Source organism: Microbacterium sp. BWR-S6Y (assembly GCF_041379845.1).
In the GTDB taxonomy this organism is placed as follows: domain Bacteria; phylum Actinomycetota; class Actinomycetes; order Actinomycetales; family Microbacteriaceae; genus Microbacterium; species Microbacterium hydrothermale.
In genome coordinates, this window is the sequence record NZ_JBFECV010000003.1 from 464541 (window position 1) to 491527 (window position 26987).

Annotated in this window: 23 protein-coding genes; 4 read left to right on the forward strand and 19 right to left on the reverse strand. The window is 70.1% G+C overall.

Annotation, left to right across the window (positions count from 1 at the left end):
• The first annotated feature begins 32 nt into the window (after window positions 1–32).
• Both AB1K56_RS09340 and AB1K56_RS09345 read left to right on the forward strand, forming a co-directional pair.
• On the forward strand, window positions 33–1541 hold the full coding sequence (locus tag AB1K56_RS09340) for a polysaccharide deacetylase family protein (protein WP_371205419.1): 1509 nt from the start codon (window positions 33–35) through the stop codon (window positions 1539–1541).
• Window positions 1538–2287 carry a hypothetical protein gene (locus tag AB1K56_RS09345; protein ID WP_371205420.1) on the forward strand — a complete coding sequence of 250 codons (750 nt, stop codon included), beginning with the start codon at window positions 1538–1540 and terminating at the stop codon, window positions 2285–2287. Before AB1K56_RS09340 ends, AB1K56_RS09345 begins: the two co-directional genes overlap by 4 nt.
• A gap of 102 nt (window positions 2288–2389) precedes the next feature.
• Here the strand turns inward: AB1K56_RS09345 and AB1K56_RS09350 are convergent, their stop codons facing one another.
• The 11 genes from AB1K56_RS09350 to AB1K56_RS09400 form a co-directional block, all read right to left on the reverse strand.
• Entirely contained in the window at window positions 2390–2743 is a 354-nt protein-coding gene (locus tag AB1K56_RS09350) for an RNA polymerase-binding protein RbpA (protein WP_055955187.1), read from the reverse strand.
• Between the two features lies 1 nt (window position 2744).
• On the reverse strand, window positions 2745–2993 hold the full coding sequence (gene secG / locus AB1K56_RS09355) for a preprotein translocase subunit SecG (RefSeq protein WP_013586744.1): 249 nt from the start codon (window positions 2991–2993) through the stop codon (window positions 2745–2747).
• A 114-nt stretch (window positions 2994–3107) separates the two neighbouring features.
• Entirely contained in the window at window positions 3108–3899 is a 792-nt protein-coding gene (tpiA, locus tag AB1K56_RS09360) for a triose-phosphate isomerase (RefSeq protein ID WP_136585805.1), read from the reverse strand.
• Window positions 3887–5104 (reverse strand): phosphoglycerate kinase, encoded by a 1218-nt coding sequence (gene pgk / locus AB1K56_RS09365; RefSeq protein WP_136585806.1) that lies wholly within the window; start codon window positions 5102–5104, stop codon window positions 3887–3889. Before pgk ends, tpiA begins: the two co-directional genes overlap by 13 nt.
• 6 nt (window positions 5105–5110) lie before the next feature.
• Window positions 5111–6121 (reverse strand): type I glyceraldehyde-3-phosphate dehydrogenase, encoded by a 1011-nt coding sequence (gene gap, locus AB1K56_RS09370; protein ID WP_136585807.1) that lies wholly within the window; start codon window positions 6119–6121, stop codon window positions 5111–5113.
• Window positions 6122–6224: 103 nt separating this feature from the next.
• The gene (locus AB1K56_RS09375; RefSeq protein ID WP_076675340.1) at window positions 6225–6851 is read right to left on the reverse strand and encodes a superoxide dismutase; all 627 of its coding nucleotides are present in this window, start codon (window positions 6849–6851) and stop codon (window positions 6225–6227) included.
• A 442-nt stretch (window positions 6852–7293) separates the two neighbouring features.
• The gene (gene whiA, locus AB1K56_RS09380; protein WP_371205421.1) at window positions 7294–8271 is read right to left on the reverse strand and encodes a DNA-binding protein WhiA; all 978 of its coding nucleotides are present in this window, start codon (window positions 8269–8271) and stop codon (window positions 7294–7296) included.
• A 40-nt stretch (window positions 8272–8311) separates the two neighbouring features.
• Entirely contained in the window at window positions 8312–9190 is an 879-nt protein-coding gene (rapZ, locus tag AB1K56_RS09385; RefSeq protein ID WP_136585809.1) for an RNase adapter RapZ, read from the reverse strand.
• 29 nt (window positions 9191–9219) lie between these two features.
• On the reverse strand, window positions 9220–11145 hold the full coding sequence (gene uvrC / locus AB1K56_RS09390; protein WP_371205422.1) for an excinuclease ABC subunit UvrC: 1926 nt from the start codon (window positions 11143–11145) through the stop codon (window positions 9220–9222).
• A gap of 57 nt (window positions 11146–11202) precedes the next feature.
• A complete protein-coding gene (uvrA, locus tag AB1K56_RS09395) occupies window positions 11203–14169 on the reverse strand; it encodes an excinuclease ABC subunit UvrA (protein ID WP_205822632.1) in 2967 nt (988 codons plus the stop codon).
• 129 nt (window positions 14170–14298) lie between these two features.
• Window positions 14299–14727 carry a MarR family winged helix-turn-helix transcriptional regulator gene (locus tag AB1K56_RS09400; protein WP_371205423.1) on the reverse strand — a complete coding sequence of 143 codons (429 nt, stop codon included), beginning with the start codon at window positions 14725–14727 and terminating at the stop codon, window positions 14299–14301.
• Between the two features lie 29 nt (window positions 14728–14756).
• Here AB1K56_RS09400 and AB1K56_RS09405 point away from each other — a divergent pair, with 29 nt between their 5' ends.
• The gene (locus AB1K56_RS09405; protein ID WP_371205424.1) at window positions 14757–14999 is read left to right on the forward strand and encodes a hypothetical protein; all 243 of its coding nucleotides are present in this window, start codon (window positions 14757–14759) and stop codon (window positions 14997–14999) included.
• A 257-nt stretch (window positions 15000–15256) separates the two neighbouring features.
• On the opposite strand, the gene uvrB is transcribed toward AB1K56_RS09405, so the two are convergent.
• Together uvrB and coaE are read right to left on the reverse strand one after the other, a co-directional pair.
• A complete protein-coding gene (uvrB, locus tag AB1K56_RS09410; protein WP_371205425.1) occupies window positions 15257–17326 on the reverse strand; it encodes an excinuclease ABC subunit UvrB in 2070 nt (689 codons plus the stop codon).
• A gap of 98 nt (window positions 17327–17424) precedes the next feature.
• Window positions 17425–18027 (reverse strand): dephospho-CoA kinase, encoded by a 603-nt coding sequence (coaE, locus tag AB1K56_RS09415; RefSeq protein ID WP_371205426.1) that lies wholly within the window; start codon window positions 18025–18027, stop codon window positions 17425–17427.
• A 116-nt stretch (window positions 18028–18143) separates the two neighbouring features.
• Between coaE and AB1K56_RS09420 the strand changes: the two genes are divergently transcribed.
• Window positions 18144–18515, forward strand: a complete 372-nt coding sequence (locus AB1K56_RS09420; RefSeq protein WP_136585815.1) for a response regulator transcription factor — start codon at window positions 18144–18146, stop codon at window positions 18513–18515.
• A 12-nt stretch (window positions 18516–18527) separates the two neighbouring features.
• Here the strand turns inward: AB1K56_RS09420 and AB1K56_RS09425 are convergent, their stop codons facing one another.
• From AB1K56_RS09425 to AB1K56_RS09450, 6 genes are all read right to left on the reverse strand, one after another.
• Window positions 18528–19685 (reverse strand): hypothetical protein, encoded by a 1158-nt coding sequence (locus AB1K56_RS09425; RefSeq protein ID WP_371205427.1) that lies wholly within the window; start codon window positions 19683–19685, stop codon window positions 18528–18530.
• The gene (locus tag AB1K56_RS09430) at window positions 19682–21301 is read right to left on the reverse strand and encodes a sensor histidine kinase (protein WP_371205428.1); all 1620 of its coding nucleotides are present in this window, start codon (window positions 21299–21301) and stop codon (window positions 19682–19684) included. The genes AB1K56_RS09425 and AB1K56_RS09430 overlap by 4 nt, the downstream gene beginning before the upstream one ends.
• A gap of 88 nt (window positions 21302–21389) precedes the next feature.
• A complete protein-coding gene (locus AB1K56_RS09435) occupies window positions 21390–22112 on the reverse strand; it encodes a hypothetical protein (protein WP_371205429.1) in 723 nt (240 codons plus the stop codon).
• Between the two features lie 328 nt (window positions 22113–22440).
• On the reverse strand, window positions 22441–23007 hold the full coding sequence (locus AB1K56_RS09440) for a GIY-YIG nuclease family protein (RefSeq protein ID WP_371205430.1): 567 nt from the start codon (window positions 23005–23007) through the stop codon (window positions 22441–22443).
• 160 nt (window positions 23008–23167) lie between these two features.
• Window positions 23168–25414, reverse strand: coding sequence for a maltose alpha-D-glucosyltransferase (gene treS, locus AB1K56_RS09445; RefSeq protein ID WP_371205442.1), 2247 nt, complete (start codon window positions 25412–25414; stop codon window positions 23168–23170).
• Between the two features lie 120 nt (window positions 25415–25534).
• Window positions 25535–26755, reverse strand: coding sequence for an MFS transporter (locus AB1K56_RS09450; RefSeq protein WP_371205431.1), 1221 nt, complete (start codon window positions 26753–26755; stop codon window positions 25535–25537).
• Between the last annotated feature and the right edge of the window lie 232 nt (window positions 26756–26987).

Genomic DNA, 26987 nt, shown 5'->3' on the forward strand with positions numbered 1-26987 from the left:
CCGAACGGACGACAGAGACGGACACCGATCCCATGAACCCACCCCGGCTGCGCCGCGAACGGCGCCTCCTCTCGCTCTCCGACCGGCGCCGTGAACGTCGCCGTCACCCGCGCCGTCGGCTGGGCCGTCGCGTGGGCCTCGGTGTGCTGGCCGTGCTCTCCGCCCTGGCCGTGGTGCTCGCGGGGGGCCTCGCGCTGACCCCCTCGCCCGCCGAGGCCGCGACCCGCACGGTGGTCAGCCTCACCTTCGACGACGCCAACGCCGACCAGCTCAACGCTCTCCCGGCACTGAAGGCGAACGGGATGAAGGCCACCTTCTACGTCCCCTCCGGGTACATCGGGGCGACCGGGCACATGACCCGCGCCGATCTGACGAACCTGAAGAACGCCGGCCACGAGATCGGCGGCCACACGGTCAACCACCCCGACCTCGCGCAGGTGAGCGTCGACGAGGCCACCCGACAGATCTGCCAGGACCGCAAGAACCTCACCTCGTGGGGTTTCACGGTCAAGAGCTTCGCGTATCCGTTCGCCTCGTCCACCCCCGACGTCGAGAAGGCCGTGGCCGCGTGCGGCTACAACAGCGGCCGGCTTCTCGGCGACATCAAGAGCCGCTTCGGCTGCCCCGACTGCGCGTACGCCGAGAAGACACCGCCCGCGGATCCGTTCGCGCTCGCCGCCCTCGATCAGGTGGATGCCACCTGGACGCTCGCCGATCTCAAGCAGGGCGTGACCAACGCCGAGAAGAACGGCGGCGGATGGGTGCAGTACACCTTCCACGACGTCTGCGACGACGCGTGCAGCGATCTGGCCGTCACCACCTCGACGTTCAGCCAGTTCGTGTCGTGGCTGAAGACCCGCCAGTCGGCGGGGACGGTCGTCAAGACCATCGGCAGTGTGATCGGCGGCACGGCCAAACCCGTCGTGGACGGACCCGCCGTGCCCGCCCCGACCGGCTCGACGAACGGCATCCTCAACCCCAGCTTGGAGACGGGCGCACCCGACTGCTGGATGCGAGGGGGGTACGGTACCAACACGCCGGAGTTCAGCACCGGCTCCCCGGCGCACACCGGCAACATCGCCAGCGGCATCAGCATGACCGGCTACGTCGACGGGGATGCCAAGCTCCTCCCCCAGTTCGACCTCGGCCAGTGCTCACCGACGGTGACGCCCGGCCGGTCGTACACGCTGCGCGAGTGGTATCAGGCGAGCGGGCCCACGCAGTTCGCCGTCTATCTGCGCTCGACGAGCGGAAGCTGGTCGTACTGGACCTCGAGCCCGTGGTTCGCCGCGGCCGGTGACTGGACGGAGGCCGATTGGACGACCGCGCCCATCCCCACCGGATACAACGGCATCAGCTTCGCGCTGAACATCTTCGGCAACGGCACCCTGCGCACCGACGACCTCGGCCTGTACGACAGCGCGAGCGCTCCCCCGCTCACCGTGATGAGCGCCACCGCGCCCGTCGACACCTCCGCGCCGGCGACACCGCCCGGTCCGCTCGAGGTCTTCCGGCCGACCGAGAGCGACGTCACCGGATGACACCCCGCTCGCGCCGCACGGCGACGACCGCCCTCGCGGTGGCTGTCGCCGTCGGTGCGGCGGGGTGCGCCCCCACGCCCGCGCCCCTGCCCGACACCGGTTACCCCTGGCACACCGGGATCGTCTCGACGACGTTCTGGGTCGGCGAGGTGTTCGACCCGCAGGCGGCGGACGGCAGCCAGCGGATCTCGACCTACGACTCCGACTGGCTGGGCTCGTACGGCGGATGCGACGGCGTCGTCGAGGGCGACGAATGCCGCACCGAGAAGCGCACCGCCGACAACGGGTACTTCCCCACGCGCATGACCCCGCTCGAGAATCCGTTCTACCTCGACCTGCCCTTCGACGACGTCAACGACGAGGAGGGCTTCGCCACGAGGGGAGAGGTCGTGCCGTGGGCCGGACAGCCGCAGTACGCCGCGACGGTCGACGATCCCGACGCGAGCCTCATGAAGAACCGCTGGGTGGTTCTGCGCAAGGGCGACCGCGTCTGCTACGGCCAGATCGAGGACGCCGGCCCCGGTGAGTACCGCGACAGCGCGTACGTGTTCGGCTCCGACGACCGCCGTCCCGCGAACGAGCGCTTCAACGGCGCCGGCCTCGACGTCTCCCCCGCGCTGAACGGATGCCTCGGCTTCGCCGAGCTCGACGGAGACGGCGACCACGTCGACTGGGCCTTCGTCGACGACGTCGACGTCCCACCCGGTCCGTGGACCACGATCGTCACGGATTCCCCCGTCCGCTGACGCGGACGCCGTGCCGGAAGGCGTCCGTCGCCGGACGCCGCGAAAGACGGAAGGGCCGGATGCCACGGCATCCGGCCCTTCTGACGTCGGCGATCGAGGACGTTACTGTCCCCGACGCTCGCGGAGCTGCTGCAGCGCGTCGTCGAGGAGCGATGCGGCCTCTTCGTCGCTGCGGCGTTCCTTCACGTACGCGAGGTGGGTCTTGTAGGGCTCGGCCTTGGCCAGCGCCGGGGGGTTCGCCTTGTCGCGGCCCGCGGGAAGGCCCGAGTGGGGCGAGTCGATCGTCTCGGGGATCTCGTCGTCGGGGATCCCCGCCGCGAAGTACCGCACGGTCTCGTTGCCCAGGGCGTCCCAGTACGACACCGCAACGCGGTCCGCGTGGAAGCCGTGGTCCTGTTCGCCCATGGGGCCCGCGCCGACGCGCGAGCCACGGATGGCATTGCCGCCAGTGGCCATGTCAGATCTCCGCGAATTTGGTCAGAAGACCGAGGCCGACGATGGTGACGAACCACACCAGCGCGAGCACGATCGTGAAACGGTTGAGGTTGCGTTCGGCCAGTCCCGACGATCCGAGGGCGGAACTCATGCCGCCGCCGAACATGTCGGACAGACCGCCGCCGCGACCCTTGTGGAGCAGGATGAGCAGGGTCAGCAGGAGGCTGGTGACGCCCAGGAGAACCTGCAGGACGAACTCGAGAATCTGCACTGTCGAAAGCCTTTCGCGCGCGGACGGGACGACCGCACAAGCGTCAAGTATACGGGGACGCGTCTCCGACGCACGGATGCCCGCGGCGCGCGGCCGCGGGCATCCGGAAGGGCGTCAGACGCCGACGTGCTTCTGGAAGCGGATGATCGCCGCGAACTCGTCGACCACGAGGCTCGCCCCGCCCACCAGCGCACCGTCGACGTCGGGCTCGCGCATGAAGCCGGCGATGTTGCCCGACTTCACCGAACCGCCGTACAGCACGCGCGTGCGCGCCGCCGCGTCGGCACCGAGCTTGTCGGCGACGACCGCGCGCAGCTTGGCGCAGACCTCCTGGGCCTGATCGGGCGTCGCCGCCTGACCCGAGCCGATGGCCCAGACCGGCTCGTACGCCACGACGATGTCGGCGTCCGCCGACACGCCGTCGAGCGCCACCTCGAGCTGCCCGACCGGAACGGCGCTCGCGCCGAACTTCTCGAGGTCCTCCGAGGTCTCGCCGACGCAGATCACCGGGACGAGACCGTGGCGCAGGGCGGCCTGGGTCTTCGCCGCGACGACCTCGTCGGTCTCGTGGTGGAACTGACGACGCTCGGAGTGACCGATGATCACGTAGGTCGCGTCGAGCTTCGCCAGGAACTGACCCGAGATCTCGCCGGTGTACGCGCCGGAGTCGTGGGCCGAGAGGTCCTGACCACCGAGCGCGAACTCGATCTTGTCGGCGTCGAGGAGCGTCTGCACGGTACGCAGGTCGGTGTACGGGGGGAAGACCGCGACCTCGACACTGCCGTTCTCGTGCTTGGCCTCCTTCAGCGTCCAGTGCAGCTTCTGGACGAAAGCGACCGCCTGAAGGTGGTCGAGGTTCATCTTCCAGTTGCCCGCGATGAGGGGGGTTCTGTTCACTGTTGCCATCCGAGGACCTCCAGTCCGGGGAGCTTCTTGCCTTCGAGGAACTCCAGGCTGGCGCCACCGCCGGTGGAGATGTGACCGAACTGGTCGTCGGCGAAACCGAGCTGACGCACGGCGGCCGCGGAGTCGCCGCCGCCGACGACGCTGAGGCCGTCGACCTCGGTGAGCGCCTGGGCGACGGTCTTCGTGCCGGCTTCGAACGCCTTCATCTCGAACACGCCCATCGGGCCGTTCCAGAACACGGTGCGCGAGCCGCGGATCGCGTCGGCGAACAGCTCCGCCGTGCGCGGTCCGATGTCGAGACCGAGGCCCGAGGCACCGAAGGCGGTGTCCTCGAGGGCGTCGGCATCCGCCACCACGTGCTCGGCATCCGCCGAGAACGAGGCCGCGACGACCGCGTCGACCGGGAGGACGATCTCGACGCCGCGCTCCTTCGCCGTGGCGAGGTAGCCCTTCACGGTGTCGATCTGATCCTGCTCGAGCAGGCTCGAGCCGACCTTGTGACCCTCGGCCACGAGGAAGGTGAACATCATGCCGCCGCCGACGAGGAGCTTGTCCACGCGCGGGAGAAGGTGCTCGATGACGCCCAGCTTGTCGCTGACCTTCGAGCCGCCGAGGACGACCGTGTACGGACGCTCGGGATTCTCGGTGAGGCGATCGAGGACCTCGAGCTCCTTCTGGATGAGCAGGCCCGCAGCCGAGGGCACGAGCTGGGCGAGGTCGTAGACGCTCGCCTGCTTGCGGTGCACGACGCCGAAGCCGTCGGACACGAGCGCGTCGCCGAGGCCGGCGAGCTCGCGCGCGAAGGCCTGGCGCTCGGCCTCGTCCTTCGAGGTCTCCCCCGCGTTGAAGCGGAGGTTCTCGATGACCGCGACCTCGCCGTCCTCCAGCGACGCCACGGCATCCTGAGCCGACTCGCCGACCGTGTCGCGCGCGAACGCGACCGGCTGGCCGAGCAGCTCGGACAGGCGCTGCGCGACCGGCTCGAGCGAGTACTTCGGGTCGGGCGCCCCGTCGGGGCGGCCCAGGTGCGAGCACACGACCACACGCGCGCCGGCGTTGATCAGTGCGTTGAGGGTCGGCAACGACGCGCGCACGCGGCCATCGTCCGTGATGACGCCGTCCTTGAGGGGGACGTTCAGATCACAACGGACGATGACGCGCGTGCCGGCGAGCGACCCCAGCGAATCGAGGGTGCGCAGAGCCATGGAGTGTCAGAGACGCTCGGCGACGTACTCGGTCAGGTCGACGAGACGGTTGGAGTAGCCCCACTCGTTGTCGTACCACGACGAGACCTTGACGAGGTTGCCGCTGACGTTGGTCAGCTCCGCGTCGAAGATCGAGGAGTGCGGGTTGCCCTGGATGTCGCTCGAGACGATCGGGTCCTCGGTGTACTGCAGGATGCCGTTGAGGCGACCCTCGGCGGCGGCCTTCTTGTAGACCTCGTTGACCTGGTCGACGGTCAGGCCCTCGGTGGGCGTGACGATCGTGAGGTCGACGATCGAGCCGGTGGGGACCGGAACGCGGTACGACGAGCCGCTGAGCTTGCCGTTGAGCTCGGGCAGCACCAGGCCGATGGCCTTGGCGGCACCGGTCGAGGCGGGGACGATGTTGATCGCCGCGCCGCGCGCACGACGGAGGTCGCTGTGCGGGCCGTCCTGCAGGTTCTGGTCGGCGGTGTAGGCGTGCGCCGTCATCATGAAGCCGCGCTCGATGCCGAAGGCGTCTTCGAAGACCTTCGCCAGCGGGGCGAGGCAGTTCGTGGTGCACGAGGCGTTCGAGATGATGACATCGGTCTCGGGGTTGTACGTCTCTTCGTTCACGCCCATGACGATGGTGGCGTCGTCACCGGTCGCGGGAGCGGAGATGAGCACCTTCTTGGCGCCGCCGGCGACGTGCTTCTTGGCGTCCTCGGCCTTGGTGAAGCGGCCGGTCGACTCGATGACGATGTCGACGCCGAGCTCGCCCCAGGGGAGGTTGGCCGGGTCGCGCTCTTCGAAGACCTTGATGGTCTTGTCGCCGACGGTGATGGAGTCTTCGGTGTACGAGACGTCCTCGGACAGCACGCCGCCCACGGAGTCGTACTTCAGCAGGTGCGCGAGGGTCTTGTTGTCGGTGAGGTCGTTCACCGCCACGATTTCGAGGTCGGCACCCTGCGCGAGAGCCGCGCGGAGGTAGTTGCGTCCGATACGGCCGAAGCCGTTGATTCCGATCTTGACGGTCACGGAATATCTCCTGAATCAGTTGTGCGCGAGAAGCGCGTGATTGCGGTATTCGCTGGCGGACAACGGCGTCCCGGTGGGGTGTCCCACCGGGACGCCGCACCGTTTACGACAGTACCAGCAGACCCGCGGTCTTCTCACGGGCGGCGGCGAAGCGCTCCTGGGCGTCGGCCCAGTTGGCGATGTTCCAGAAGGCCTTCACGTAGTCGGCGCGCACGTTCTTGTAGTCGAGGTAGTAGGCGTGCTCCCAGACGTCGAGGAGCAGCAGCGGAACGGTGCCCGCGACGATCTGGCCCTGCTGGTCGAAGAACTGCTGGATGACGAGGTTCTCGCCGATCGAGTCCCAGAAGAGGCCGGCCCAGCCCGAGCCCTGCACGCCGAGGGCGGCCGCGGTGAACTGCGCGCGGAAGGCGTCGAACGACCCGAACTGGTCGTCGATGGCCGACTCGAGGTCGCCGGTGGGCTTGTCACCGCCGTTGGGCGAGAGGTTCGTCCAGAAGATGGAGTGGTTGGTGTGGCCGCCGAGGTTGAACGCGAGGTCCTTCTGCAGGCGGTTGATGTTGGCGAAATCGCCCTTCTCGCGCGCCTCGGCGAGGAGGTCGAGGGTGGTGTTGGCGCCATTGACGTAGGTCTGGTGGTGCTTGCTGTGGTGCAGCTCCATGATCGTCGCACTGATGTGCGGCTCCAGCGCCGAGTAGTCGTAGGGCAGTTCGGGCAGCGTGTACTTCGCCATGTTCTCTACTTCCGAATCGGGCGCCGCCGAAACCTCTCCGCCAGGACGACGAGCTGAGGGATCGTGCAGCGAGGGTGACGTCTTCATCCTATTGAGGGGTAACGTCACCGCCCCAGGGTTGCTTCCCCGGATGACGGACGGTAGCGGCCCGGGCGCGTCGCAGATGCTCGACGGGTCGCTATGACGCGGCGGGATGCGCGCACGCCGGGCGGGCGCGTCGCGAACGCGCGACGGGTCGCGACGGCGCGGCGGGATGCGCGCACGCCGGGCGGGCGCGTCGCGGGAGCGCGACGGGTCGCGACGTCGTAGCGTGACGCACGCACGCCGGGCGGGCTCGTCGCGGGCGCGGGACGGCGCGGCTCACTGCGCGCACGTCAGCCGGGCCCCGCTCTCGCGGGCCGATTCAGGATGCCGGGAGTCGCGGCATCCGGAGATCACCGCGTCAGTCGTCGGCGCCCACCGGGACCGCGGCTTCGGTACCCGGGATGCCCTCGGCCTCGGCCTTCTTGTCGGCCATGGCGAGCAGGCGCCGGATGCGACCGGCGACGGCGTCCTTCGTCAGCGGCGGGTCGGCGTGGTGGCCGAGCTCGTCGAGGCTCGCGTCGCGGTGGGCCAGGCGCAGTTCGCCGGCCTGCTGAAGGTGCTCGGGCACCTCGTCGCCGAGGATCTCGAGCGCGCGCTCGACGCGGGCGCACGCGGCCACCGCGGCCTGGGCCGAGCGGCGGAGGTTGGCGTCGTCGAAGTTGACGAGACGGTTCACTCCCGCGCGCACCTCGCGGCGCTGGCGCATCTGGTCCCACTCCCCCGCGGTGCGGCGGGCGCCCATCTCGTACAGGGCCCCGCGGATCGCCTCGCCGTCGCGCACGACGACGCGCGGAACGCCGCGCACCTCGCGGGCCTTCGCGGGGATGCCGATGCGGTGGCCCGCGCCGACGAGCGCCATCGCGGCCTCGGACGACGGGCACGAGATCTCGAGCGCCGCGGAGCGACCCGGGTCGCTCAGGGTGCCGCTGGCGAGGAAGGCCCCGCGCCAGATGGCGCTGAGGTCGGGACGCGAGCCGGTGGTGAGCTTGTTGGGGAGTCCGCGCACGGGACGACGACGCTGGTCGAGCAGTCCGGTCTGACGCGCGAGCGTCTCGCCCGCCTCGATCACGCGCACCGCGAAGTGGCCGCCGGTGCGACCTCCGGACCCCTGCACGTGGTGCAGCTCGGGGCGCACGCCGTACAGCTCCATGAGGTCGCGGGCCACGCGGCGCGCGAGGATGTCGGAGTCCAGCTCGGCCTCGACGGCGACGCGATTGGCGATGGAGTGCAGACCACCGGAGAAGCGCAGGAGGGCCGTGAGCTCGGCGACGCGCGCGGTCGGGCGCGGGTCGCGGACGGTGATGAGCTCGGCCTTCACGTCGGCGGTCAGGGGCACGATTCTCCTCGGGTGGGGGCGGCGGGGACGACGTTACAGCCTACTCGCGACCGAGGTCGCGGTGAGCCACGCGGACGGCCACCCCCGGAACATCGGCCAGACGTGCAGCGAGCTCGCGCGCCATCACCACCGATCTGTGCTTACCCCCCGTGCACCCCACGGCGACCACGGAATGCCGCTTGTTCTCGCGCTGATACCCCTCCAGGACGGGCCGCAACGCGGCCGAATAGGCGTCCAGGAACGCCGAGGCCCCCTCTTGGCCCAGCACGTATTCCCGAACTCGGGGATCCTCGCCGGTCAGCGGGCGCAACTCGTCGTTCCAGAACGGGTTGGGCAGGAAGCGCATGTCGGCCACGAGGTCGACGTCGGGGGGCAGCCCGTACTTGAACCCGAAGCTCATGAGGGTGATTGTGTGCCGTGCGGCCCCCTCTTCGCCGAACAGCGCGACGGTGCGCAGCGACAGCTGGTGCACGTTGAGGCTCGAGGTGTCGATCACGACGTCGGCGGCCTCGCGCACGGGCGCGAGCCGTTCGCGCTCGCGACGGATGCCGTCGAGGATCGTGCCGTCGCCCTGCAGGGGGTGGGGACGTCGCACCGCCTCGAACCGCCGCACGAGCACCGCGTCGGAGGCGTCGAGGAACACCACGCGCACCTGTCGCCCGGCCTGGAGGGTGCGCATCGCCTCGGGCAGGTCGCCGAACAGCGATCGTCCGCGCACGTCGACGACGACGGCGACCCTCGGAACGGCGCCGCCGGCGAGCTCGGTGAGCTCGAGGAGGGGCCGGAGCATGCGCGGCGGGAGGTTGTCGACGACGTACCAGTCGAGGTCTTCGAGGGCGTTGGCCACCGTCGAGCGTCCCGCGCCCGACATTCCCGTGACGATCAGCACCTCACCTGGCTCGTCGCGTGCCGGTTCCATGGTGATCGTCTCCCGTCGTCCTTCTCAGCCTATCGAGACAGGTGCGTGTGAATGGCCTCGGCCAGCGTCGGTCCGATGCCCGGCAGCACCGTCATCTCGTCGGGCGTGGCGTTCTTCAGCGCCGACACCGAGCCGAAGTGACGCAGCAGGGCCTTGATGCGGGCATCGCCGAGACCAGGCACCTCGGACAGGACGCTGGTGATGTCGCGCTTGCGGCGCTTGCGCTGGTGCACGATCGCGAACCGGTGGGCCTCGTCGCGCAGGCGCTGCAGCAGGTAGAGCGCCTCCGACGTGCGCGGGAGGATGACGGGGTACTCCTCGCCCGGCAGCCACACCTCTTCGAGCCGCTTGGCGATGCCGCACAGCGCGATCTCCTCGTGACCCGCGTCGGCGAGCGCCCGGGCGGCGGCCGCGACCTGCGGCTGGCCGCCGTCGACCACGAGCAGCTGCGGACGGTAGGCGAAACGCGGACGCTTCCGCGCCGTGACGACGTCGCCGTCACTCGTGGCCTCCTCCGACTCGGGGTCGGCGACGATCGCGCCGTTCACGGTCTCGGGCTCGATCTCGTCGGGCCGGTCGAGGTACGCCAAGCGGCGCGTGAGCACCTGGTACATCGAGTCGGTGTCGTCGGTGGTCTCCGCGACGCCGAACGAGCGGTACTGGTCTTTGCGCGGCAGCCCGTCCTCGAACACGACCATGGATGCCACGACGTTGGTGCCCGCGAGGTGCGAGATGTCGAAGCACTCGATGCGCAGCGGCGCTTCGGTCATCCCGAGCGCCTCCTGCAGGTCGGTGAGGGCCTGGGAGCGCGCGACGTAGTCGCTCGTGCGCCGGGTCTTATGCAGCATGAGCGCCTGCTGCGCGTTCAGGGTCGCCGTCTTCAGCAGGTCGGCCTTGCGGCCGCGCTGGGCGATCTGCAGGGTCACGGGCCGTCCGCGGCGTTCGCGCAGCCAGTCCTCGAGCTGCTCGGCGTCGTCGGGGAGCTCGGGAACGAGCACCTGGCGGGGGATGTCCGAGGCGTCGGCGTCGCCGTAGGTGCGCTGGAGCACCTGGTCGACGAGGTCGGCGCCGGAGATGTCGATCTCCTTCTCGATGGTCGTCGCGCGCACACCGCGTACGCGACCGCCGCGGACGACGAAGTGCTGGACGGTCGCGGCGAGCTCGTCCTCCGCGATGCCGAACAGATCGGCGTCCGTGTCGGAGGCCAGCACCAGGGCACTCTTGCCGAGGACGGCGTCGATCGCCTGCAGACGGTCGCGGTAGTGCGCGGCCGACTCGTAGTCCATCGCCGCGGAGGCCTCCTTCATGCGCGCTGTCAGCTCGCGCGTGAAGCGCTGGTCGCCGCCCGACATGAAGGCGATGAAGTCGTTGACGACCGCGCGGTGCTCCTCGACGGTCACCTTCATCGAGCACGGGCCCCCGCAGCGCCCGATCTGACCGGGGAAGCACGGACGACCGGATGCCATGGCCTTCTTGTACGACGAGTCGCTGCAGGTGCGGATCGGGAAGACCTTGATCATCAGGTCGATGGTGTCGTGCACCGCCCACACCTTCGGGTACGGGCCGAAGTACTTGGCGCCGCGGATCTTCGGGTTGCGGGTCACGATGACGCGCGGGGCCTCGTCGGCGAGGGTGATCGCCATGAAGGGGTAGGACTTGTCGTCGCGGTAGCGGACGTTGAAGGGCGGATCGAACTCCTTGATCCACATGTACTCCAGCTGCAGCGAGTCCACGTCGCTGGGCACCACGGTCCATTCGACGCTGGCGGCCGTCGTGACCATGCGGCGGGTGCGTTCGTGGAGCGAATGCAGCGGAGCGAAGTAGTTCGACAGTCGCGCGCGCAGGTTCTTCGCCTTGCCGACGTAGAGCACCCGCCCGTCGGCATCCCGGAACCGATAGACCCCCGGGTTGGTGGGGATCTCCCCCGCCTTCGGACGATAGGGCAGCTGCGACATCCGCCCGCGGGAGGCCGATGCGGGGGCAGAGGCAGAGCCAGCGGCAGAGGGCATGGCTCAGCCCGCCGCGCTCACGAGCTCCCGCTCGGCGCTGTCCGCGTCCGACGCGGTGTTGCGCTGCGTGCCCGTGCGTCCGGTCTCGAGCAGTTCGGCCAGGAAGGCGCCGGTGTGGCTCTCGGCCACCTTGGCGACCTGCTCCGGCGTGCCGGTGGCGACGATGGTGCCGCCGCCCGCCCCGCCCTCGGGGCCCAGGTCGATGACCCAGTCGCTGCTCTTGATGACGTCGAGGTTGTGCTCGATGACGATGACGGTGTTGCCCTTGTCGACGAGACCGTTCAGCACCTTGAGCAGGAGCGAGACGTCCTCGAAATGAAGTCCCGTCGTGGGCTCGTCGAGGACGTAGATCGACCGGCCGTTGCTGCGGCGCTGGAGCTCGGTGGCGAGCTTGACGCGCTGCGCCTCGCCGCCCGAGAGCGTCGTCGCCGACTGCCCGAGCCGCACGTATCCGAGGCCCACGTCGACCAGCGTCTTGAGGTAGCGGTGGATCGCCTGGATGGGCTCGAAGAACTCCGCGGCCTCCGAGATCGGCATCTCGAGCACCTCGGCGATGTTCTTGCCCTTGTAGTGCACCGAGAGGGTGTCGCGGTTGTAGCGCTTGCCGTGGCACACCTCGCAGTCGACGTACACGTCGGGGAGGAAGTTCATCTCGATCTTCAGCGTGCCGTCGCCCGAGCACGCCTCGCAGCGCCCGCCCTTGACGTTGAAGCTGAAGCGTCCGGCCTGGTAGCCGCGCACCTTCGCCTCGGGCGTCTCGCTGAAGAGCGTGCGGATACGGTCGAACACCCCGGTGTAGGTCGCGGGGTTGGAGCGCGGGGTGCGGCCGATGGGCGCCTGATCGACGTGCACGACCTTGTCGAGGTTGTCGAGGCCCGTGACGCGCGTGTGCTTGCCCGGAACGCGGCGCGCGCCGTTGAGCTTGGACGCGAGGACTTCGTACAGGATGCCATTGACCAGCGTGGACTTGCCCGAACCGCTCACGCCCGTCACCGAGGTGAGTACGCCCAGGGGGAAGTCGACCGACACGTTCTTGAGGTTGTTCTCGCGCGCGCCGACGACCGTCACCTGACGCTTCTTGTCGATCTTGCGGCGCTTCTTCGGCGCCTCGATCGCGCGACGGCCCGAGAGGTAGGCGCCGGTGAGGGAGGTCTCGTCGTCGAGCAGCTGGGCGAGCGGTCCGGAGTGCACGACGTTGCCGCCGTCGACGCCGGCGCGCGGTCCGATGTCGACGACCCAGTCGGCCGCGTGGATCGTCTCTTCGTCGTGCTCGACGACGATGAGGGTGTTGCCGAGGTCGCGCAGGGTCTCGAGCGTCTGGATGAGGCGGCGGTTGTCGCGCTGGTGCAGGCCGATCGACGGCTCGTCGAGCACGTAGAGCACCCCCGTCAGGCCCGAGCCGATCTGGGTGGCCAGGCGAATGCGCTGCGCTTCGCCGCCGGAGAGGGTGCCGGCCGCGCGACCGAGGCTCAGGTAGTTCAGCCCCACCTGCAGGAGGAAGTCGAGGCGCGCCCGGATCTCGCGCAGCACGGCGGCGGCGATCGTCGCCTCGCGGTCGGTGAGCGTGAGCTTCGAGAAGAACTCCCGCGCGTCGGCGAGGCTCATGCGCGACGCGGCCGCGATCGAGGTGTCGTCGACCAGCACCGCGAGAACCTCGGGCTTCAGACGGTCGCCGTCGCAGACCGCGCACGGGACCTCGCGCAGGTACTCCGCCCAGCGCTGACGCTGGGTGTCGGACTCGGCCTGCAGGTACTGGCGCTCGATGTAGGGCACTACTCCCTCGAAGCCCGAGGAGTAGCGCATCTCACGGCCGTAGCGGTTCTTCCACTTGACCGTGACCTTGTAGTTCTCTCCGCGCAGAACGGCCTGCTGCACGTCTTTCGACAGGTCTTTCCAGGGCGTGTCGAGCGAGAACTTCAGGTCGCGCGCGAGACCTTCGAGCAGGCGCTCGTAGTACTGGAACAGGCCCTTGCCCTGGGTCGTCCACGGGAGGATCGCCCCGTCGCGGATCGACAGCTCCTCGTCGCCGAGCATGAGGTCGACGTCGACGGACATGCGGGTGCCGAGACCCGAGCAGACCGGGCACGCCCCGAACGGCGCGTTGAAGGAGAAGGTGCGCGGCTCGATCTCGGTGAGCTGCAGGGGGTGCCCGTTGGGGCACGCGAGCTTCTCGGAGAACGACTGCCAGGCGTCGTCGCCCTCTTCGTCGACGTAGTTGACCTGCATGATGCCGCCGGCCAGACCCATGGCGGTCTCCACCGAGTCGGTGACCCGGCTCAGGATGTCTCCGGATGCCACGAGACGGTCGACCACGACCGCGATGTCGTGCTTGTAGCTCTTCTTCAGCGTCGGCGGCTCGGACAGCTGCACGAGCTCGCCGTCGACGACGGCACGCGCGTACCCCTTGGCGCTCAGTTCTTTGAAGAGGTCGACGAACTCGCCCTTCTTCTGCGAGACCACCGGCGCGACGATCTGGTACCGGGTGCGCTCGGGCAGCTCCATCAGCTGATCGGCGATCTGCTGCACCGTCTGGCGCTGGATCCGCGCTCCGCAGTCGGGGCAGTGCGGCACACCGATGCGCGCCCACAGCAGACGCATGTAGTCGTGGATCTCGGTGATCGTGCCGACCGTCGAGCGCGGGTTGCGGTTGGTCGACTTCTGGTCGATCGATACCGCGGGGCTGAGCCCCTCGATGAAGTCGACGTCGGGCCGATCGACCTGCCCGAGGAACTGGCGCGCGTAGGCGCTCAGCGATTCGACGTAGCGGCGCTGCCCCTCGGCGAAGATGGTGTCGAACGCGAGGCTCGACTTGCCGGAACCCGACAGCCCCGTGAACACGACGAGCGAATCGCGCGGGATGTCGAGGTCGACGTCCTTGAGGTTGTGGACGCGCGCACCCCGAACGCTGAGCTTGCCGCTGGTGGCGGAATTCGCGGACGACGAGGGCGAAGAGACAGGAACGATCGGCACCTGTTAAGTCTAGGTCGACCCTCCGACATCGGCCCCGGGTTCGCCCCGAGCGCACGGATGTGCGAGGCTTCCGCGCGCGGGCGGGTCGGGGCGGTGTCTCGCGCGAGCCCCGGGCGCACCGCCCGCGCCTCAGTCCCCGATCGACCTCGCGAAGGGGGCCAGACCGTCGCGGAGGGCGACGAGGGCCTGCTCGTCGATGCCGACCCGGCGCATGATCGCGCCCGGCACCTCGAGGGCGGCCTCGCGCAGCGCGCGCCCCTCGTCCGTGAGGTCGATGTCGAGGACCCGCTCGTCGTCGGCACGGCGTGCACGGACGACGCGCCCCTGCGCCTCGAGGCGCTTCACCAGCGGCGAGAGCGTCGCCGGCTCCATCGCGAGCTCGGCGGCGAGACCGCTGAGCGAGCGCGGGGCGCTCTCCCAGAGGGCGAGCATGACCAGGTACTGGGGATGGGTCAGACCGAGCGGCTCGAGCACGGGGCGGTAGAGCGACACCACGTTCCGCGCCGCGGTCACGAGCGCGAAGCACACCTGGTTCTCCAGCTTCAACGGATCGTCCACGCCGCTCTCCTCGATTCGTTAGTACACTAATGATCATGACACGAAAGGATGCCGATCGCCCCCCGTTGCGCGAACGCGTTCGCGAGGCCGGCGGCTGGTACCAATACCTCAACACCCGGCTCATCCGCGTCGCCGGCCCCGCGTCCGTCGGCCCCTACGAGACGACGCCCGAGCCCGTGCGGACGGGGCGCCCGTGCCCGCTGTGCGGCCACGCGATGGTCGAGCACTCGGTGGACCGGACGGGTCCGAAGCCGCTCCTGCACTGCCCCTGACGGGGCGAGGACGGGGCGTGCCCGCTGTGCGGACACGCGATGGCCGAGCACACGGTGGACCGGACAGGTCCGAAACCGCTTCTGCACTCCCCTAACGGGCGGAGACGGGACGTCGTCAGGGCGGAGAACCGGCAAGCGCGGCCCGTGCACGACACCCGGGGCGTCGACGCGAGGCAGGACCGACGCGCAGGGAGCGACGCGCCGTCGCCCTCCCCACCTCGCGCCGAACCCGGGAGTCGTGCCCCGGCTTTCCCGACTCAGGCGTGCCCGGCCCGCTCCATCGCGCGCAGTTCCTTCTTCATGTCCTGCACCTCGTCGCGCAGCCGGCCGGCGAGCTCGAACTTGAGCTCGGCGGCAGCCGCCAGCATCTGCTGAGTCAGATCGGCGATCGTCGACTCGAGCTGATCGGCTCCCTCCGCCGCGATGCCGGTGCGACGCAGCGACGGCGTCGGAGACTTGCCCTTGCTCGCCTTGTCGTTGCGCGACAGCAGGTTCTTCGTGTCGGTCGCCTCGCGATTGAGCACCTCGGTGATGTCGGCGATCTTCTTGCGCAGCGGCTGCGGGTCGATCCCGTGCTCCGTGTTGTAGGCGATCTGCTTCTCGCGACGCCGCTCCGTCTCGTCGATCGCGTTGCGCATCGAGTCGGTGATTTTGTCGGCGTACATGTGCACCTCGCCCGAGACGTTGCGCGCGGCGCGTCCGATGGTCTGGATGAGCGAGGTCCCGCTGCGCAGGAAGCCCTCCTTGTCGGCGTCGAGGATCGCGACGAGGGAGACCTCCGGAAGGTCGAGACCCTCGCGCAGCAGGTTGATGCCGACGAGAACGTCGTAGACGCCGGCGCGCAACTCCGTGAGGAGTTCGACGCGACGGAGCGTGTCGACGTCGGAGTGCAGGTACCGCACGCGCACCCCGTGCTCACCCAGGAAGTCGGTGAGCTCCTCTGCCATCTTTTTGGTGAGGGTGGTGACGAGCACGCGCTCGTCGCGCTCCACGCGCACGCGGATCTCTTCGAGCAGGTCGTCGATTTGCCCCTTCGAGGGCTTCACGATGATCTCGGGGTCGACCAGACCGGTCGGGCGGATGATCTGCTCCACCACGCCGTCGGCGATCCCCATCTCGTAACGACCGGGGGTCGCCGACAGGTACACCGTCTGCCCGACCCGCTCCTTGAACTCGTCCCATCGCAGCGGCCGGTTGTCCATGGCGCTGGGCAGACGGAAGCCGTGCTCCACGAGGGTGCGCTTACGCGAGGCGTCGCCCTCGTACATCGCGCCGATCTGCGGCACGGTCACGTGCGACTCGTCGATCACGAGCAGGAAGTCGTCGGGGAAGAAGTCGAGCAGCGTGTGCGGGGGGTCGCCCGCCATCCGGCCGTCCATGTGACGCGAGTAGTTCTCGATCCCCGAGCAGAAACCGAGCTGCTGCAGCATCTCGAGGTCGAAGGTCGTCCGCATGCGCAGGCGCTGCGCCTCGAGCAGCTTGTTCTGCGACTCGAGCTCCTTCAGGCGCTCGGCGAGCTCGTGCTCGATCGTGCCGATCGCGCGCTGCACCGTCTCGGTCCCCGCGACGTAATGCGAAGCAGGGAAGATCGGGACCGACTCCATCTTCTCGATGACGTCGCCCGTGAGCGGGTGCAGCGTGTACAGCGCCTCGATCTCGTCACCGAACATCTCGATGCGGATCGCGTACTCCTCGTAGACCGGGATGATCTCGATCGTGTCGCCGCGCACCCGGAAGTTGCCGCGGGAGAAGTCGACGTCGTTGCGGTTGTACTGCATCGAGATGAACTTGCGGATGAGCGCGTCGCGGTCGTAGCGCTCCCCCACCTGTAGGGCCACCATGGCGCGCAGGTACTCCTCGGGCGCTCCCAGGCCGTAGATGCACGACACCGTCGAGACCACGACGACGTCTCTGCGCGACAGCAGCGAGTTGGTCGTGGAGTGGCGCAGCCGCTCGACCTCGGCGTTGATCGAGCTGTCCTTCTCGATGAAGGTGTCGGTCTGCGGGACATACGCTTCGGGCTGGTAGTAGTCGTAGTACGACACGAAGTACTCGACCGCGTTGTTCGGCATGAGCTCGCGGAATTCGTTCGCGAGCTGGGCCGCCAGCGTCTTGTTGTGGGCGAGCACCAGCGTCGGCCGCTGCACCTGCTCGACGAGCCAGGCCGTCGTCGCCGACTTACCGGTTCCGGTGGCGCCGAGCAGCACCACGTCGGTCTCTCCCGCGTTGATGCGCCCCGCGAGCTCCGCGATGGCCTGCGGCTGATCGCCGGACGGGGAGTATTCGCTGATGACCTCGAAAGGACGGACGGAGCGAGTCGGCTGCATGATTCCAGCGTAGGCGGGGCCTCCGACATCGGGGTCGGGTTGCGTTCGCCGTCGGCGAGCGCGAGCGCGAGGTCCGCTCGAGTTCGGTGCCCACGGCCTCAGGCCGCCAGCACCACCCGCGTCCACAGCTCGTCGATCTGAGCCCGGGTGGCATCCATCGTGGTCCCCGTGTCGATGACCACGTCCGCCAGGGCGAGCCTGTCCTCGTCGGACGCCTGCGAGCCGATCCGCGCGCGCGCGTCGGACTCGCTCAGCCCGCGCCCCTCCACGAGGCGGCGCACGCGGATCTCGACGGGGGCGTGCGCCACGACGACGAGGTCCCACGCCTCACCGGCGCGCGCCTCCGCGAGCAGCGGCACGTCGTAGACCACGACGCCCCGCGGATCCGCTGCGAACGCCTCGTCGAAACGGCGCTGCGACTCCGCCCGCACGGCGGGATGCACGATCGCGTTGAGCGCCGCCAGCCGGTCCGGGTGGCCGAACACGCGGGCGCCGAGGCCGGGGCGATCCAAGGCCCCCTCGTCGGTGAGCACGTCGGGTCCGAACTCCCGTACGATCTCGGCGAGCACGGGCGAGCCGGGTGCCTGAACCTCGCGCACGATGGCATCCGCGTCCACGATCACGGCGCCGCGCTGGGCGAGAAGGGCGGCGATGGTGGACTTCCCGGAGGCGATCCCACCCGTCAGCGCGAGAAGAGGCACCCGACGAGGATGCCATATCGCGGCGACGGCGGCACCCCCCGAGCGCCGCGGCCTCGACTCGTCTACGATTTTCCGCAGGTGGGAACGCTCCCTGCCCGCCCGACGAAAGCTGCGACATGCCCGATGCCCGCACCACGGTGGTGATCGAGGACGACCTCGACATCCGGACGCTCGTGTCCGCGGTGCTCGAGGGCGCGGGCTTCACCGTGCACACCGCGAGCACCGGGCTCGACGGCATCGAACTCGTCCGTCGGCACGAACCCGTCGTCACGACGCTCGACGTCAGCATGCCGGGCATCGACGGTTTCGAGACCGCGAGACGCATCAAGGCCTTCAGCGACACGCGCATCCTGATGGTGAGCGCACGGGCCGACGAGGCGGAGCAGCGCATGGGCCGCGAGGCCGGAGCCGACGACTACCTGACCAAGCCGTTCCGCCCCCGCGAACTCCGCCAGCGCGTCGAAGAACTCGCCGCGCACGCGTCCTGACGGCGACGCGCCTCACGCGATCCGGAACGCCTGCTCCCCCGTCGCCGCGGCGTGCGCCGCCGCTTCGTCGGCACGCGTCGCGAGCGATCGCGAATCCCAGCCGTGATCGGCGCTGACGGCGACGCCGATCCCGACGACGGGCACCACCGACGTCCCCAGTCGCGCGAGGTCCTTCACCAGGCTTCCGTGCAGCACGCGTGCGACACGGCCGATGTCGGTGGTCGGCTCGGTGGTGAAAGCGACCGCGAGACCGGTCGTGTCGGCCTCGCCCACGAGCGCCATCGTCGGGGCGTGCTGCCGCACGGCCCCCCGCAGTTCCCGCGCGATCTCCTCGGCGTCCTCCGGGCCGAAGGCGACGGCGACGCGCCTGAGGTCGTCCACCCGGATGCCGATGACGCACACGCCCTCCCCCGCCGTCCGCGCCCGCGCGCAGACGATGGCGAGCGTGGCCTCGAACGATTCCCGCAGCAGGACCCCGTTGGCATCCACCGACAGGCGACGGATGTCGGGGGTGCCCCGCAGCGTCGATTCGTTCGCCCGGAGCACGGAGGTGACCGTGACCGCCGCGATCACGAGCGTGATGGTCAGCAGCGCCGAGACGCGCGTGTCGAAGACCGACCGGAAGAGCTCGCTGTCGGGGCCGCTCGTCACGAACACCAGCGTCCGACTGACGAACCACAGGGCTTCGACCGCCATGATGACGGTCAGGCCGGCGGCGCTCCACCGTCGGCCGATGGCGCCGCGGCGCGTCTCGATCGCGCCCGCCACGGCGAACAGCGCATTGCCGAGGAAGAACGGGATGGCCCCCGCCCAGTCCCCTCCCCCGGGTCCGGCGGCCAGGGCGGAAACCGCCACCACGAGGACCACCGCCCCCGTGACGATCGCCGGCGCGCGCATCGCGCGCCCGTTGAAGGCCACGCAGCCCAGCCAGATGAAACCCGTCGCCGCAACGAAGGCGGCGTTGCCCACCGCCACCGCGACGAACACGTCGGGCAGCAGGAGCCACGCGATGTAGCACACGGCGGAAAACGTGCCCGAGAGGTAGGCGCTCGCCCAGAGACGCCCGGGCAGGCCGTCCCTCAGCATGAGGGTGTCGAGCAGGTACATGATCGCGGAGACGACGATCACCAGCGTGGCCGCGGTCTGCAGCGTCAGAGCGTCGAGGATCACTCACCCTCCCGGGGGTTTCGGGGCAGGCGCACCGTGAAAGCGGCGCCCTCGCCGGGGGCCGTGCGCACGGTGATCTCGCCGCCGTGCGCGCGGGCGAGGTCGCGGCTGATGGCGAGGCCCAATCCGCTCCCGTGCGCGGAGGAGTTGCGCACGGCGTCACCGCGGAAGAAGCGCTCGAACAGTCGCGCCTGCTCGGAGGCGGAGATCCCCGGCCCGTCGTCGGCGACGATGATCGAGACCGAGTGCACGTCCTGCTGCACCGCGACGCTCACCGCCGCCCCGCGCGGGACGTACTTGATGGCGTTCGACAACAGGTTGTCGACGATCTGCCGGATGCGGCGGGCGTCGATGACCGCGCGAGCCTCCTCGACTCCCGAGGCGTCGATGAGCACGCCGTGGTCCAGAGCGCGAGGAGCGATCGACTCGATGGCCGCGCGCACGACAGCCGCCACGTCGGCCGAACGCAGTTCGAGGTCCACTCCCACCCCCTCGTGCGAGGTCGCGGACAGGGCGAGGATGTCGGCGACCAACTCGAGCAGACGAGACGCGTTGCGCTCGGCCACGGCCAGGCGGTCCCGCGTGGCCGGCGCGATCGAGGGGTCGTCGAGAGCGAGTTCGAGGTAGCCGATGATCGAGGTCAGCGGGGTGCGCAGCTCGTGCGAGACGCTCGCGACGAGGTCTTCGCGGGCGCGTCGCGCCTGCTCCTCGACGGTGACGTCGCGGCTCACGAGCACGCCGTCGATCTCTCCGCCCTCGGCCGCGGGAAGGCGGCGCGCCGTGACGCTGAGCGCGCGGCGGTCTTCGCCGGGGCCCCCGTACCAGACCATCTCGCCCTCGAACACCTCGCCCGCCCGTGCGCGGGCCAGGGGTGTGGCATCCGCCGCGATCGCCGTCGATCCGTCGGCCGCGAAGACCTCGATCTCCCGGCCGAAGACGTCGGTCGTGCTCAGCAGTCGGGCGTGCGCGGCGTTGGTGACGGCGAACTCCCCGGATGCCGTCACGCGGGTGACGCCGAAGTCCACGGCATCCAGCACCTCGGTGACCAGATCCTCCTGACGGCGCGCGCGATCGACGGCCCGACGAAGTTCCGCCGACTGCTTCTCGAGCAGCTCCCGCTGCGCCTGCGCGCGGCGCGCGGTGAAGTGGGCCATGGTCGACAACGCTGCGACGACGACCGGCAGGAGCAGCGTCGACGCGGTGAAGCGTTGCAGCTCGACGGCGATCGACTGGTGGATCATCACGACCGTCACCGACACCGAGACGGCGACGATGCCCCGGACGCCGAAGACCGTCCCGATCCACAGCGCGGGGAACGTCCAGAGCAGACCGAGGCCCGCGAGCGGCGCGCTCTCCCGCATCAGGGCGATCGCCACGACGTCGACGATCGGCAGCAGGGCCGCGCACCACCGGGGAAGGAGATCCCACGGGAGCAGGACGGCGGCGACCGCTCCCGCGAACAGGAGCGCGGCGCCCACGAAGAACGGCGTCGCATCGGTGACCTGGTCGACGAGGATCGAGACGACGACTCCGATGAACGCGGCCACGGCGAGCAGCATCTGGTTCGCGAGGATGCTGCGCCGGAGTCCGACGCGCACGCTCGGGGTCGGGGACGCCATGGCCTCGACCATAGCGTTTACTCAGGCGACGGCCGCGTCGTTCCGCGGCGGCACGCCGACGCCCCCGCGCGGCGGCCGCGGAGCGGTTTCAGAACCCGAAGTCCCCTCCGAAGTCGCCGCCGCCGAAATCGCCGCCCCCGAGGTCTCCGCCGACGTCTCCGCCGAAACCCCCGACGTCTGCTCCCGCGGCGTCTCCCCCGCCGACGTCGGTGCCGTCGCCGGCCGCGTCCGCGGCCACCCCGTCCGCGTACCCGGCGCCGTATCCCGGGTCGAACATCGCCCCGACGAGGGCCGACCCCACGACGTACCCGCCGATGGTCCCGAGCATCGACGCCCCCAGCATCGACCCGAATCCGGGGCCGCCTCCCGCGCCGAACGACCGACCGCCGAAGGTGCGCTCCATGAACCCGGGCTGCCGGTACTCCGCCCGGGTGGCGGCGCGCGCGAGCGTTCCGGGGTCGTCGCCCGCCGGCCGCTCCGCCGGCGACAGCCCCGCCGACATCTCCTCGAGCACCTGCCGACGCTGAGACGGGGTGAGGCGGCCGAACGCCTCCGCGTGCACCTGCTCCACCGTCTCGGGCGGAGCCGTGCGCAGCAGATAGCGGTAGCGCTCGATCGCCTGGCGGTCGTCGACGTCGGCGGATCCGGATGCCGCCCGCCCCGGCCCACCCGCCGGCGGAGGCGGAGCGTACCGCCCGTCCTCGCCACGCTGTCCGCCGACCTTCCCGCGCGGCGTCGGCGTCGGCGTCGGCGCCGCCGCGCGGTCGGGGGTGTCGCCCGCGGACCCGAAGAGTCTGTCGAAAAGTCCCATGTCATGGCCTTCCTCGTCGTGAGCGATCACGTTACGGGGCGGGGGTCCCGCACGGGAGGGCTTGCCCCGGGCGGAGGCCCGCGCTCCGCGTTGCGCACCCCCACTCGCGTCGCCGGGTCCTCGCCGCTCGCGCGGTCCCCGGATGCGACCGTGTCGCTCGTCCGCCCGGTCGACGTCCCGTCCCACACCTCCCCCGGTCCTCCCGGACCTCACCGTGTCGCACGTCCGCCCGGTCTCACTCCCGTCCCGCATCTCCCGCGGTCTTCCCCACATCCAACCGTGTCGCACATTCGCCCGGTCTCCCTTTCGTTCCGCGCCTCCCCCCGTCTCATCCGCGTCGGGCGATCGCCTCGCTCACCCATCGCGCGTAGCGGGCCCAGGGGTCGTCGACACCGGCCGACAACGCCGCCACGTGCGCATCGAGGGCATCGCTGCGGCGAAACCACTCCGTGCGGGCGAACCTCTCCGCGGCGAACTGGGCGTGTCGTCGCCCCTCGACGAGCCGGTCCCCCGGTTCGAAGGCCAGGAGTTCGTCGTGCCACAGCGCAGCGAGCCGACGACGTGGCTGCGCGCTCGTGCCGATTTTGATGCGGTCCTCGAACCGCAGGTAGTACACGACGTCGACGCGGGGCGGCGGCAACTCGTCGTCGACGGTGTCGCCGTGCCGCCACTCGCACACGGCGCACAGCCACCCGCTCGGCCACCGCACGCCCAACCGCGAGCCGCACACCCGGCAGGGCGTGGGGAGCACGTCGGTCACCCCATCCGTCGCGCCCGCCCACTCCGCCGCCGCCGCGAGATGCAAGGCGCACAGGCAAAGGGGCGCATCCGGGTCGGCGGCGCGCCGGCAGTCCTCGACGAGGCACTCGACGACGGAATTGTGGGGATCGGTCACGCACCGCACGCTACGCCGGGGCTCCGACATCCTCTCCGTCGGCCCTCACGACCGATGAGACGCCGGGCCGGGACGCCGCGGCCAGAGCCGGAGCCGGAGCCGGAGCCGGGACGATGGGGCGGGACGGGGCGCGACGCGAACACCCCGCCCCGTCCCGACCTCAGTCGTCGAGCTCGGGGGCCTGCAGCACGAGGAAGAGTCCCGCGTAGGGGCCGAGCTCGAGTGAGAAGCTCTGCAGCTCGTCGACGCGACCGACGACGTCGCCCGTGGAGGCGTCGACGGCGGTGCTCTGAGGCACCAGGAACTCCGAGCGCACGGTCCCCTCGATGGTCTCGCTCGAGAAGTTGAGCACGGTGATCTGCAGGGGAACGTCTTCCGCGCGGCGGTCCCCGCCGTCCAGCCGGTGCACCATCACCAGCATGCTGGGGTGTCCCACCTGCGGGATGTCGACCTGCGTCGCGACGGCGATGCCGTGGTCTCCGCGGATGCGGAGCACGTCGCGCAGCCCCGACAGGAACGACTCCGGGTTCGCCTGCTGGGCGCCCAGCGATCCGTACAGGGAGCGCGCGCGCGGCATCCCCGACACCGACGACACCGCCTCGGGGGCGACGTCGAGGAGATCGTGACCGCCGCGCTCGATCCAGCGCGTGTCGCCCGACGAGATGAGGTGGCGCACCTCGTCGGCGGGCAGCGTGAGCGATCCCGTGAGATCCCAGCCCGAGAGGGCGAAGACGCCCGGCTGCCAGGAGTTGTACTTGGCCAGCAGCAGGTGGGCGTCGCGGATCGCGGGGATGTCCGCCTCGGTGATCTCGTCGAGCGTCGCCTTGCCCTGCGTGGCCGCGATGAGGGACGCCGTGGTGCAGGCGATCCCGTTCTGCGTGAACACCAGGTTGTAGTCGGCGTCGACCGTGAGCTTCTCGGTCAGGTCGGCGCGCACCATCTCGGCGATCTCGCCGCCGGTGTGCTCGTCGTGGCGGAACGGGTACACGGTGTCGCGGTGGGTCGTGGCCCAGTGCACGAGCTCGTACGTGAGCTCGTCGTGGTTCTGCATCCCGTGCACGAGCTGCACGGGCTCCACGCCCGTCTCGAGCGCCGTGTTCAGGGCGAGACGGAGGAACTCCGTGTTCGCCGTCGCGAGCGCGTGGTGGTAGCCGGGACGCGTGACGAAGTCGTACGACAGGTCGGCTCCGACCGCGCCGGTGTCGCGGATGTCCTCCATCGTGAGGTTGAGCTCCTGGAAGGTGAATCCGCCGACCTTGCGCACCATGCCCGCGATGATGTGGTTCGCCGCGTGCGACAGCGGGTGCCCCTCCGACCACGCCGGCAGGCCTTCCGCGCTCTTCTCGACGCCGAGGAAGCCGTTGGCGTCCAGGCGCAGGGCGCTCGTGCCCAGGTCGCCGAGGGAGTGCAGCGCGTCGCCGATCACGAGGCGCATCCCCGCAAAGGTCGGGTCGAGCCAGTTGATCGAGGGCTGCCCCTCCTTGAAGTAGTGCAGGTAGACCCAGCGGCGCTCGAGGCCGTCGGTGCCCACCACGGGAGCCGTCGCGCTCCAGTTCGTCTCCTTCACCCCGGGCGTGTAGAAGATGACGCGCTGCAGCTCGCCGATGATGTAGCCGCGCGCGCTGAGTTCGCGCTCGGTCTCCGCGTCGAGGTTGACGGAGTCGCGCCCCGCCGGCACCTCGGGGAGCAGAGCCCAGTCCTCCCGCGGGATCTCGACCATGTGGTAGATCCCCGGGTAGTCCTTGTAGGCCATCTCCGCGAGGCGGAAGTCGGCGCCCTTCCCGGTGTGGCCGGGCACGATGTCGTCGATGACGCTGCCGCCGTGCGACTCGGCCACGTCCGCGACCCGACGGAAGGCGTTCTCGTCACCGAACTCGGGATCGATCTGCGTGCTGATGCGGTCGAAGTGCCCGTCGACACTGGGCGTCTCCTGCCAGCCCGTGATCCCGCCCGCTCGCTTGACCGGACCGGTGTGGATGCCGTTGATCCCGACCCACTCGAAGGCCTCCCACAGCGCCTCGTCGCCGAGGGCGTCCAGGAACGACTCCCCCGGGCGCGTGATCAGCGAGATCGGGTAAGCGGTGAACCAGACGTCGGTCGATTCGATCGCCCGCCGCGCGTCGGGACGCGCGTAGGGGTTGCGCCACATCGACGGCTGGCCCGACAGCTGCCGGCTCAGCACGTCGGCGTCCTTGAGCATCGACTGGCGCACGAGCCACTCGACGTACGAGGGGTTCCCGCCGTTCGCGTTGCGCGGGTCGGTCAGGAACCGCCGCAGCGTCCCGCCGCGGAACTGATCCCGCGGCCGCAGTCGACGCGGTCGCGCCGGATAGCGCTGTTCGTCGTAGCTGATCTCGGCGACGGTCTCGATCGACTCGTCGGCGTCGCTCATCTGTTCGTCCGTCATGGTGCGCTCATCGGCGTCGTCCACTCCCGACCTCCTCACGTCATGAACGACGCTAGTCGGTCGCGTCTCCGAGAGACGTGGGCATTGACCTCAGGATGCCGCGTGTCGACGGATCCGGACTCAGGAGCGAGCGCCCGTCGCCCGGCCCCGAGGGAGCGCGATCACCGCGAGAACGAGCGCGACCGCGCACTGGAGCGCCACGACACCGAGGAACCACCCCCACCCCGCCGCCCCGAACACGATGCCGAGCGCCCATCCGAACACGCTCGACCCGGCGTAGTACCCGAGGTAGTAAAGCGACGACGCCTGCGCCCGCGCCTCCGGCGCCGCGGCGACCGGCGTCCACCCGGATGCCACCGCGTGCGCGGCGAAGAACCCCGCCGTGAACGCGACCAGGCCCACGAGCACGGCGACGACAGCGGGGACGAGCATCAGGGCGACCCCGACCACCATGACCGTGATCCCGACCGCCAGCACCGGAAGGCGCCCGTACCACACTGCCAGAGCCCCGGCCTGCGGCGACGACGCCGTTCCGGCGAGATACGCCAGGAACAGCAGGGTGATCAGGGCGGGGGCCAGCGAGAAAGGCGGCGCACTCAGATGGAAACCCAGGTAGTTGTACACCGCGACGAACGCGCCCATGAGCAGGAAGCCCTGCGCGTACAGGGCGAGCTGCACCGGAGAGCGCAGGTTCACCGCGAGCCGGCGGAGGATCGACGGACCGCGATCGGTACGGCGACGACCCGGGACGAACCCGCGCGCCGCGGGCACGAGGGTCAGGAACAGCACGGCCGCCACGACGCAGAGAAGGACGACGGATGCCACCCCCCACCGCCAGCCGGCCGCCTCCCCCACCCATCCCGAAACGACTCGTCCGCTGAGACCGCCGACGGTGGTCCCCGCAATGTACGACCCGGCCGCGGCCGCGACGTGCCGGGCATCGACCTCTTCACTCAGGTACGCGAGGGCCACTGCCGGCACCGCGCCCAGGGCCGCGCCCTCGAACAGGCGCAGCGCGAGCAGCACCGTGATGTCATGCGCCAGGGGCGTCAGCGCGCCGAGCACCGTCGCGGCGATGAGTCCGATCGCCATCGCCGGGACCCGGCCGACCCGGTCCGCGACGATCGACCACGGGATCACCGCTACGGCGAGGCCCAGTGTCGAGGCGGACACGGTCAACGCTGCGCCCGCCGGCCCCGTGCCGACGTCGACCGCGAGAGACGGCAGCAACGCCTGGGTCGAGTACAACTGAGCGAACGTCGCAACGCCGCCGAAGAACAGGCCGACCAGGAGGCGGCGGTACTCGCGGCTGCCCGGAAGGTGCCCCGCGAATTCACTCACTCTCTCGACAGTAGCGGTCGGGGTACGACGAAGCGCCGGCACGCGCCCCCATCGAACGGATGGGGGCGTGCCGGCGCTGATCACCCCCACAGGATGCGGGGTGTGGGTATAAATGCGAAATGGCCACCCAGCGTTGGGTGGCCATTTCGGTAAAGGAAGTCCGGCGGTGTCCTACTCTCCCACAGGGTCCCCCCTGCAGTACCATCGGCGCTGAGAGGCTTAGCTTCCGGGT

Bases quoted from the DNA above. Each gene is read 5' to 3' on its own strand.
- AB1K56_RS09340 (WP_371205419.1), top strand. From the start codon at position 33: ATGAACCCACCCCGGCTGCGCCGCGAACGGCGCCTCCTCTCGCTCTCC.
- AB1K56_RS09345 (WP_371205420.1), top strand. From the start codon at position 1,538: ATGACACCCCGCTCGCGCCGCACGGCGACGACCGCCCTCGCGGTGGCT.
- AB1K56_RS09350 (WP_055955187.1), bottom strand. From the start codon at position 2,743: ATGGCCACTGGCGGCAATGCCATCCGTGGCTCGCGCGTCGGCGCGGGC.
- tpiA (WP_136585805.1), bottom strand. From the start codon at position 3,899: ATGGCAACAGTGAACAGAACCCCCCTCATCGCGGGCAACTGGAAGATG.
- pgk (WP_136585806.1), bottom strand. From the start codon at position 5,104: ATGGCTCTGCGCACCCTCGATTCGCTGGGGTCGCTCGCCGGCACGCGC.
- AB1K56_RS09375 (WP_076675340.1), bottom strand. From the start codon at position 6,851: ATGGCGAAGTACACGCTGCCCGAACTGCCCTACGACTACTCGGCGCTG.
- rapZ (WP_136585809.1), bottom strand. From the start codon at position 9,190: ATGGAACCGGCACGCGACGAGCCAGGTGAGGTGCTGATCGTCACGGGA.
- uvrC (WP_371205422.1), bottom strand. From the start codon at position 11,145: ATGTCGCAGCTGCCCTATCGTCCGAAGGCGGGGGAGATCCCCACCAAC.
- AB1K56_RS09405 (WP_371205424.1), top strand. From the start codon at position 14,757: ATGATCATGACACGAAAGGATGCCGATCGCCCCCCGTTGCGCGAACGC.
- uvrB (WP_371205425.1), bottom strand. From the start codon at position 17,326: ATGCAGCCGACTCGCTCCGTCCGTCCTTTCGAGGTCATCAGCGAATAC.
- AB1K56_RS09420 (WP_136585815.1), top strand. From the start codon at position 18,144: ATGCCCGATGCCCGCACCACGGTGGTGATCGAGGACGACCTCGACATC.
- AB1K56_RS09430 (WP_371205428.1), bottom strand. From the start codon at position 21,301: ATGGCGTCCCCGACCCCGAGCGTGCGCGTCGGACTCCGGCGCAGCATC.
- AB1K56_RS09435 (WP_371205429.1), bottom strand. From the start codon at position 22,112: ATGGGACTTTTCGACAGACTCTTCGGGTCCGCGGGCGACACCCCCGAC.
- treS (WP_371205442.1), bottom strand. From the start codon at position 25,414: ATGACGGACGAACAGATGAGCGACGCCGACGAGTCGATCGAGACCGTC.